The sequence below is a fragment of the Bacillales bacterium genome (assembly GCA_035700025.1).
In the GTDB taxonomy this organism is placed as follows: domain Bacteria; phylum Bacillota; class Bacilli; order Bacillales; family DASSOY01; genus DASSOY01.
The window spans coordinates 21,709-28,992 of record DASSOY010000024.1 but is presented as its reverse complement, the minus strand read 5'-3'; the positions used below and the strand labels follow the sequence as shown (position 1 = coordinate 28,992).

General features: G+C 49.3%; 9 protein-coding genes. 3 read left to right on the top strand and 6 right to left on the bottom strand.

Features of this window, described 5'->3' with window-relative positions:
* A partial coding sequence (locus VFK44_04175; GenBank protein ID HET7627569.1) for a cytosolic protein occupies positions 1–243 on the top strand: 243 nt, incomplete at its 5' end.
* A gap of 7 nt (positions 244–250) precedes the next feature.
* Here the strand turns inward: VFK44_04175 and VFK44_04170 are convergent.
* A complete protein-coding gene (locus VFK44_04170) occupies positions 251–529 on the bottom strand; it encodes a YutD-like domain-containing protein (GenBank protein HET7627568.1) in 279 nt (92 codons plus the stop codon).
* Positions 530–629: 100 nt separating this feature from the next.
* On the opposite strand from VFK44_04170, the gene VFK44_04165 reads away from it, so the two are divergent.
* A complete protein-coding gene (locus VFK44_04165; protein ID HET7627567.1) occupies positions 630–1,262 on the top strand; it encodes a YhcN/YlaJ family sporulation lipoprotein in 633 nt (210 codons plus the stop codon).
* Positions 1,263–1,413: 151 nt separating this feature from the next.
* Complete coding sequence (locus VFK44_04160; GenBank protein ID HET7627566.1) at positions 1,414–2,379, top strand: M23 family metallopeptidase; 966 nt, start codon at positions 1,414–1,416, stop codon at positions 2,377–2,379.
* A gap of 43 nt (positions 2,380–2,422) precedes the next feature.
* Here the strand turns inward: VFK44_04160 and VFK44_04155 are convergent, their stop codons facing one another.
* From VFK44_04155 to sufD, 5 genes are all read right to left on the bottom strand, one after another.
* On the bottom strand, positions 2,423–2,725 hold the full coding sequence (locus tag VFK44_04155) for a DUF1805 domain-containing protein (GenBank protein ID HET7627565.1): 303 nt from the start codon (positions 2,723–2,725) through the stop codon (positions 2,423–2,425).
* 99 nt (positions 2,726–2,824) lie between these two features.
* Positions 2,825–4,222, bottom strand: coding sequence for a Fe-S cluster assembly protein SufB (gene sufB / locus VFK44_04150; GenBank protein ID HET7627564.1), 1,398 nt, complete (start codon positions 4,220–4,222; stop codon positions 2,825–2,827).
* A 77-nt stretch (positions 4,223–4,299) separates the two neighbouring features.
* Positions 4,300–4,752: an SUF system NifU family Fe-S cluster assembly protein gene (locus VFK44_04145; GenBank protein ID HET7627563.1), complete on the bottom strand. Its 453-nt coding sequence runs from the start codon at positions 4,750–4,752 to the stop codon at positions 4,300–4,302.
* Positions 4,739–5,962 (bottom strand): cysteine desulfurase, encoded by a 1,224-nt coding sequence (locus VFK44_04140; protein ID HET7627562.1) that lies wholly within the window; start codon positions 5,960–5,962, stop codon positions 4,739–4,741. Before VFK44_04140 ends, VFK44_04145 begins: the two co-directional genes overlap by 14 nt.
* Entirely contained in the window at positions 5,962–7,269 is a 1,308-nt protein-coding gene (gene sufD, locus VFK44_04135) for a Fe-S cluster assembly protein SufD (protein ID HET7627561.1), read from the bottom strand. The genes VFK44_04140 and sufD overlap by 1 nt, the downstream gene beginning before the upstream one ends.
* Between the last annotated feature and the right edge of the window lie 15 nt (positions 7,270–7,284).

The following is a 7,284-nucleotide window of genomic DNA, read 5'->3' as shown; positions in this document are numbered from 1 at the left end:
CGTAATTTCCTCATCCCCGAGGAATTTCCTGAAGGCTGCTACGGCATGTCGTTTCATTTCATGGACACCGTCACTCATAAAGAAACCCCGCGAAAACCGGGCCAACGGGATCAGTCCGCCTTCAACTATGAATTCAAGAATTTGCACCAGGACATCCCGAGGCAATATCCCGCAGCTCATCCGCCGCACGACGATCCAGCCGTCGATGAAGAAGTCCCTTATGGAAGAAACCCCGACAGTTAGGGGTTTCTTACGTTTTTTTGATTTTTTTTAAAATGAAATAGGCACATCCGAAATTACAATACTCGTACAGGTATTCTTTAACGGTGCTGATTTTCGTATGATACGTCGATTTGCGATTGTCGTCCTCGAAAAATCCTCTCAGCCGCAGCTGGTTGTATCCCCAATCGCCGACGATGTAGTCGTATTTGTTTAAAATCTCGCTGTAACGGGATTGAAACGCCTCTTCGTCCCAGGCGTCCTTCACATTTTCAACGATTTCGAAAGTCCTTCCATGAACTTCGATCATGCCCGTTCCCCCTATCAATTGCCAATGTTTTCAATAGGTAAAATGACTCGCCGACGGTCATCCTAAAGGTGAAAGTTTGTATCACAGGGAGGTGATCCTGTTGAAAAAATGGGTGATCTTAACGCTGACCGCCGTTCTATCTTCCGGTTTGACTGGATGCAGTCCCGGTAATAACGGATTAAATCCGAACAATTATCAAAATCAAACGATGCAATTGGAAAACCGCACGCAGCAAGGAAATAACCGGAATCCGCGGAATGACCAAGATGCGGCCGAGGGACATTTCGGTTTCGTCCGTCTCCAAGACGGTCCTGACGGCCGAACGCCCGGCGGAACGCCAACGCTCAATTTTGAAGACCTCGCTGACGCGATCAGCCGTCTTGTCGTCAATTACCCGGACGTTCATGACGTGGCGACGCTCGTGACGAGCAAAGAAATCTTGATTGGATACAAAACCGATTCCGAAAACCGAAAACTCGTCGCCGATCAAGTGAAAAGAGCCGCACTCTCTCTTGCCCCGCGATTTTATCACATTTATGTAACGGACGATCCCTCGGTATTGCGCGACATTTCACGATTCCGCGATTTGCCGCCGAGAACGGACGTGCAAGAGATGCTGAACGCGACGATCAACGAAATGCAAACGCATTCTCCGCAAGGTAAGGACGTCAGCCCAAGCGAGAATCCGAACGGAGAAAGCAAAAATAACGAAATGGAAATGAATCACCGGTAATGGACCAACAAGCCAAGCCATTTTCTTTCGGTTTGGCTTTGTTTTGCCCTTAAGACGCCGGGAAGCTCGCGGCTTTATTAACGTTAATGTACCATATTTCGAACGTTGATTGCCAATGGTAGATGGAAAAAGCGGAAAGGAGGGGCGGGGAATGAAGAAAACAACCGCATGCTTGCTGTTCATCCTCATTTTCATGTATCCGCTGCAAGAGATCGATGCGAGAGAACCTACGCTTTTCAAACAAAGAAAGCATTTATATCAAAAAATGGAAGCATTAACGCAAATCCCGTGGTATTACTATGCGGCAATCGATCAATATGAACGAACCCTCGATCGTTCGAAATCCACCAGGTTACTAAGCATTGACTATGAGAAAAACCGGTGGTACGGCATGTTGAATCCGAAAAAAGCCGAACAGGATCCGCGGACGATTCGCCTGTTCGGTGGTATCGGCAGAGACGGCAACGGGGACGGAAAAGCAGATGTGAACAATCCGGAAGATGTGCTGGCAACGCTGGCGAATGAGTTGACGAAATACGGCCTCGGTCTCAGCAACTTAAAGATGGCGCTTTGGGACCGGTACGAACGAGGACAAGCGGTATCCGAGATCACGAACTTCGCAAGAATGTACCGCACATTCGGACGGCTGGAGCTTGATGAAAATGCGTTCCCGCTTCCGCTGTCGGCGAACTACACGATCAAGAATACTTTCGGTTATGCGCGAGCGTGGGGCGGACGCCGGAGCCATGAAGGGGTCGATATTTTCGCCGACTACGGGGTTCCGGTGAAATCCACCACATACGGCTATGTCGAAACGATCGGCTGGAATCCATTCGGCGGATGGAGAGTCGGCATCCGGAGCTTAAGCAACGTCTATCATTACTACGCGCACTTGAAAGGATATGCAAACGGTTTGAAAAAAGGGAAAATCGTGAAACCCGGAGAAATCATCGGTTACGTCGGAAGTTCGGGTTACGGTCCGGAAGGGACGCAAGGGAAATTCCCGCCGCACTTGCATTACGGCATGTATAAAGACAACGGCTACCGGGAATTTTCGTTTGACCCTTATCATTATTTAAAAATTTGGGAGCGGCAGGCGCGAACGAAAAATCGATAAGTTCAAGCACACATCCCCTCTTGAAACAAAGAGGGGATGTTCTTCATTGAAACTTCAAGAGCGCGTCTTTGCCAATCATACCGGGCACGACGCCAAGATTTTCCGCTTCGGTCGTCACCGACTCAAGTGGAGCTTCCAACAACTGTTCGATTGTTCGGACGCCGACAGCACGCCCGGCAATAATTTTACGGTCGTTTAATTTTTCGTTGAGAAGCGCAACGTCAAGCGCCCCGCACATGATATAGCCATTGTCGCCGGTGACCGCCATAAAATTCGTCTTCGGCAAATGGACGGTGATCGCCGTAAACGCTCGGCCGCCAATTCGAATCGGACGCATTTCCACCATGACTTTGCCCCCCTTTTCGTTCCATCCTATGAAAGGGGGGACAAATGTGCTACCGACAATGAAAAACGGACCCCCAAGGGTCCGTTTCGTTTGAATGAATTAACCGATCGAGCCTTCCATTTCGAATTTGATCAAGCGGTTCATTTCGACCGCATATTCCATCGGAAGTTCTTTCGTGAACGGTTCGATGAAGCCCATGACGATCATTTCCGTCGCTTCCTGTTCAGAAATGCCGCGGCTCATCAAGTAAAACAGTTGTTCTTCCGACACTTTCGAAACGGTCGCCTCGTGTTCGAGCGTGATGTTGTCGTTTCTAATCTCGTTGTACGGAATGGTGTCCGAAGTCGATTGGTTATCCATGATGAGCGTGTCGCACTTCACGTTCGACTTCGAGCCGTCGGATTTTCTTCCGAATGAAGCGATTCCGCGGTACGTCACCTTTCCTCCGCCGCGTGAGATCGACTTCGACACGATCGTCGAAGACGTGTTCGGTGCGTTATGGTAAGCTTTCGCTCCTGCATCTTGATGTTGACCCTTGCCGGCAATCGCAATTGACAACACCGTTCCTTTCGCACCTTCGCCGTTCATGATGATCGACGGATATTTCATCGTCAGTTTCGAGCCGATGTTGCCGTCAATCCATTCCATCGTTGCGCCAGCTTCAGCAATTGCGCGCTTCGTAACAAGATTGTATACGTTGTTCGCCCAGTTCTGGATTGTCGTATAGCGTACATACGCATTTTTCTTCGAATAAATTTCTACGACTGCACTGTGAAGCGAGTTCGTCGTATAAACCGGCGCCGTACAACCTTCCACGTAATGAACGGAAGCCCCTTCGTCGGCAATGATGAGCGTACGCTCAAACTGTCCCATATTTTCCGAATTGATGCGGAAATACGCTTGCAGCGGCGTTTCACACTTCACACCAGGCGGAACGTAAATGAACGATCCCCCCGACCATACGGCCGAATTCAAGGCAGCAAATTTATTGTCCGACGGCGGTATGATTTTGCCGAAATGTTCTTTGAAAATGTCTTCATGTTCCTTCAGTGCCGAATCGGTGTCTTTGAAGATAATCCCTTTTTCTTCGAGGTCTTGTTTCATGCTGTGATAAACGACTTCCGACTCGTACTGAGCGGAAACACCGGCCAAATATTTTTGTTCCGCTTCCGGAATGCCGAGCTTGTCAAACGTCTGCTTGATTTCTTCAGGCACTTCATCCCACGTTCTTCCCGATTTCTCGGACGGCTTAACGTAATACTCAATTTCGTCGAAGTTCAAATCGGACAAATCGCCGCCCCATTGCGGCATCGGTTTTTTATAAAAAATTTCAAGCGACTTCAATCGGAAATCGAGCATCCATTGCGGCTCGTCTTTTCGCTTGGATATATCAATAACAATGTCCTTCGTCAATCCTCTTCCTGAACGATATACAGACACGTCTTTATCGCGAAATCCGTATTTGTATTCGCCGATTTCCGGCATCTTTTTCGCCATCTTCATCCCTCCTCAGAGTTGTGGCGAGAATCTTCCCATACTTATATTTTAATACACTTGGCGGTCGATGACAAACCTTACCGGCCGTCTTCGCCCGCCTCGTTTAACCCTTTTTCCATCGCCTTCCACGCAAGCGTCGCGCACTTGATCCGCGCCGGAAATTTAGCCACCCCTTGAAGGGCTTCAATGTCTTCGAGATCGTACGTTTCGTCGTCGTACGCTTTGCCGAGCATCATGTTGGAAAAGATCTCGGAAAGTTCCATCGCCTCGTCAACGGATTTGCCAACGACGACGCCCGCCATCATATCGGCCGACGACAAACTGATCGAACAGCCTTCTCCGGTGAACTTTGCATCGACGATCTTGCCGTCCTCGACCTTCATGTTCAACTGAATCCGGTCGCCGCATGTCGGATTGTTCATGTTCACTTTGAGTGTCCCGTCGTCGGACAGCTCCCCGCGATTGCGCGGGTTTTTATAATGATCCATGATCACTTGACGGTACAACTGATCAAGGTTACCGAATGACATCTCCGAAATACTCCTTTGTCGTTTTTAATGCTCGAACGAAGGCGTCAACATCTTCTTCCGTATTGTACAAGTACAAGCTTGCCCTCGCCGTGGCTGAAACGCCGAGCTCTTTCATTAATGGTTGCGCGCAGTGGTGCCCGGCGCGTACCGCGACCCCTTCGGAATCGAGCACGGTGGCAACATCGTGCGGGTGAATGTCTCCGACATTGAAAGTGACGAGTCCTGCGCGTTTGTCTGGACCGTAAATGTGAATGCCTTCCACATCGGACATACGGTCCATCATGTAGTGTACCAACTTTTCTTCGTGCGCATGAATTTCATCCATTCCGATATTCGTCAAAAAATCAACAGCCGCGCCAAGTCCAACCGCCCCGGCGATTACCGGCGTTCCGCCTTCGAACTTCCAAGGAAGTTCTTTCCAAGTCGAATCGTGCAAATCGACAAAATCAATCATTTCGCCGCCGAATTCGACCGGATCCATTTTACGAAGATGTTCCTTTTTTCCGTACAGAACGCCGATTCCGGTCGGTCCGGTCATCTTATGGCCGGAAAACGCGTAAAAGTCGCAGTCAAGGTCACTGACGTCTACTTTCATATGCGGAACAGCCTGCGCCCCGTCGACGACCATGACCGCTCCATGCCGGTGAGCGATGGAAGTAATTTCCTTAATCGGATTAATTGTCCCAAGCACGTTGGATACATGGGTCAAAGCGACGATCTTTGTCTTTCCGGTAATCGTTTTTTCCACATCTTCCATAGAAAGAGTGCCGTCATGCTGCATCGGAATATATTTCAAAACGGCTTTTTTTCGTTTCGCCAATTGCTGCCACGGAATTAAATTACTGTGGTGCTCCATCGGCGTAATAACAATTTCGTCCCCTTCGCCGACATGGGCATTTCCGTAACTGTATGCTACCGTATTCAAAGCTGTCGTCGTTCCGCGCGTAAAGATGACTTCTTCCGTCGACGATGCCTGAATGAAACGCCTTACTTTTTCGCGAGCCCCTTCGTATGCATCCGTCGCTCTTGTGCCAAGCGTGTGTACGCCGCGATGAACGTTGGAATTCAGCCGTTGGTAGTAATCATTTACAGCATCGATGACTTCCAACGGCTTTTGCGAAGTCGCCGCGCTGTCTAAATAAACAAGCGGGTGTCCGTTCACTTCCTGATTCAAAATCGGAAATGATTTTTTCAGTTCCGCTGCATCCATTACTTCATTTTCCTTTCAATGACTTCGATAAGTTGCTTTTTCACGCCTTCGATCGGAAGCTCATCAACGACTGGGGCAAGAAAACCGTGAATAATTAGGCGTTCGGCCTCCTTCTTCGTAATGCCGCGGCTCATCAAATAAAACATTTGTATCGGATCGATCCGTCCGACGGAAGCGGCGTGCCCGGCTTCAACGTCGTCTTCGTCGATAAGCAAAATCGGATTGGCGTCTCCGCGCGCGCCTTCACTCAACATTAAGACACGCTCGGTTTGCTGGCCGTTCGACTTTGAAGCGCCGTGCTCAATTTTCGTAATCCCATTGAAAATCGATTGAGCTTTGTCTTTCATTACGCCGTGCGTCAATATGAAGCCTTCCGAATTCATGCCGTGATGATTGACGCGCGTTACGTAGTTTTGACTTTGCTCGCCCCTGCCGACCGACACCGATTTCACGTCTGTAAATGAACCATTACCGATCAAATTCGTTGTCGTGTCGGAGATTGTGTTCCCATCGTTCATCTGGCCAAGTGCCCATTCGATTCTCCCGTCACGTTCGGCTTGACCGCGTCGGTAAAGAAACGTCGTCACATCGGAGGCAAAATTGTCGACCGCACCAAAGGCAATGCGTGCATTGTTCCCCGCATACACTTCCGCGATGATATTCGCAACCGAAGAAACGTGTTGATCTTCCGACACGTAGTTTTCCACATAAGTGACGGAACTATGATCTTCAGCAACGATCAGCACGTGGTTGACCAATCCGGCCTCAGGATTGTCTTTCCAGTAAACCGCTTGCAGCGGAACCTTAACCTCGACGTTTTTCGGAACATAGAGGAACGTCCCGGAATTCAACAGAGCTGCATGAAGGGCCGTAAGCCGATTTTCGTGAACATCCACGGCTTTCATGAAATAGTTTTCGACGAGATCTCCATGTTCCCTTAAAGCTGTCGCCATATCGGTAAAGATGACACCTTGTTCCTTCAACTGCTCGGAAAGTTGTTCAAAAGCGTTCGTCTGGTTGCGGTGAACGAGAATGTTCCCCGATTGCTCATTCTTTCCGACGAGCGCACCGACCGAATCAGGGAGCTCTTCGAGGGAACCGATTCGATCGGATTTCACGTTATATTGAAATTCGGTAAAATTCCAGCCTTTAATGCGTGTTTTTTCCGGACGCGGCATCGGAAGAGTTTCCGCTGCCTCGAGTGCCTCCAATCGCAGATCGTGCATCCATTGGGGTTCGCCGCGCTCTTTGGAAAAACGGCTGATTTCATCTTTCTCGAACTGCAATTGTTTCGTTTCCGTCGTCATGCTTACCCTCCTTTA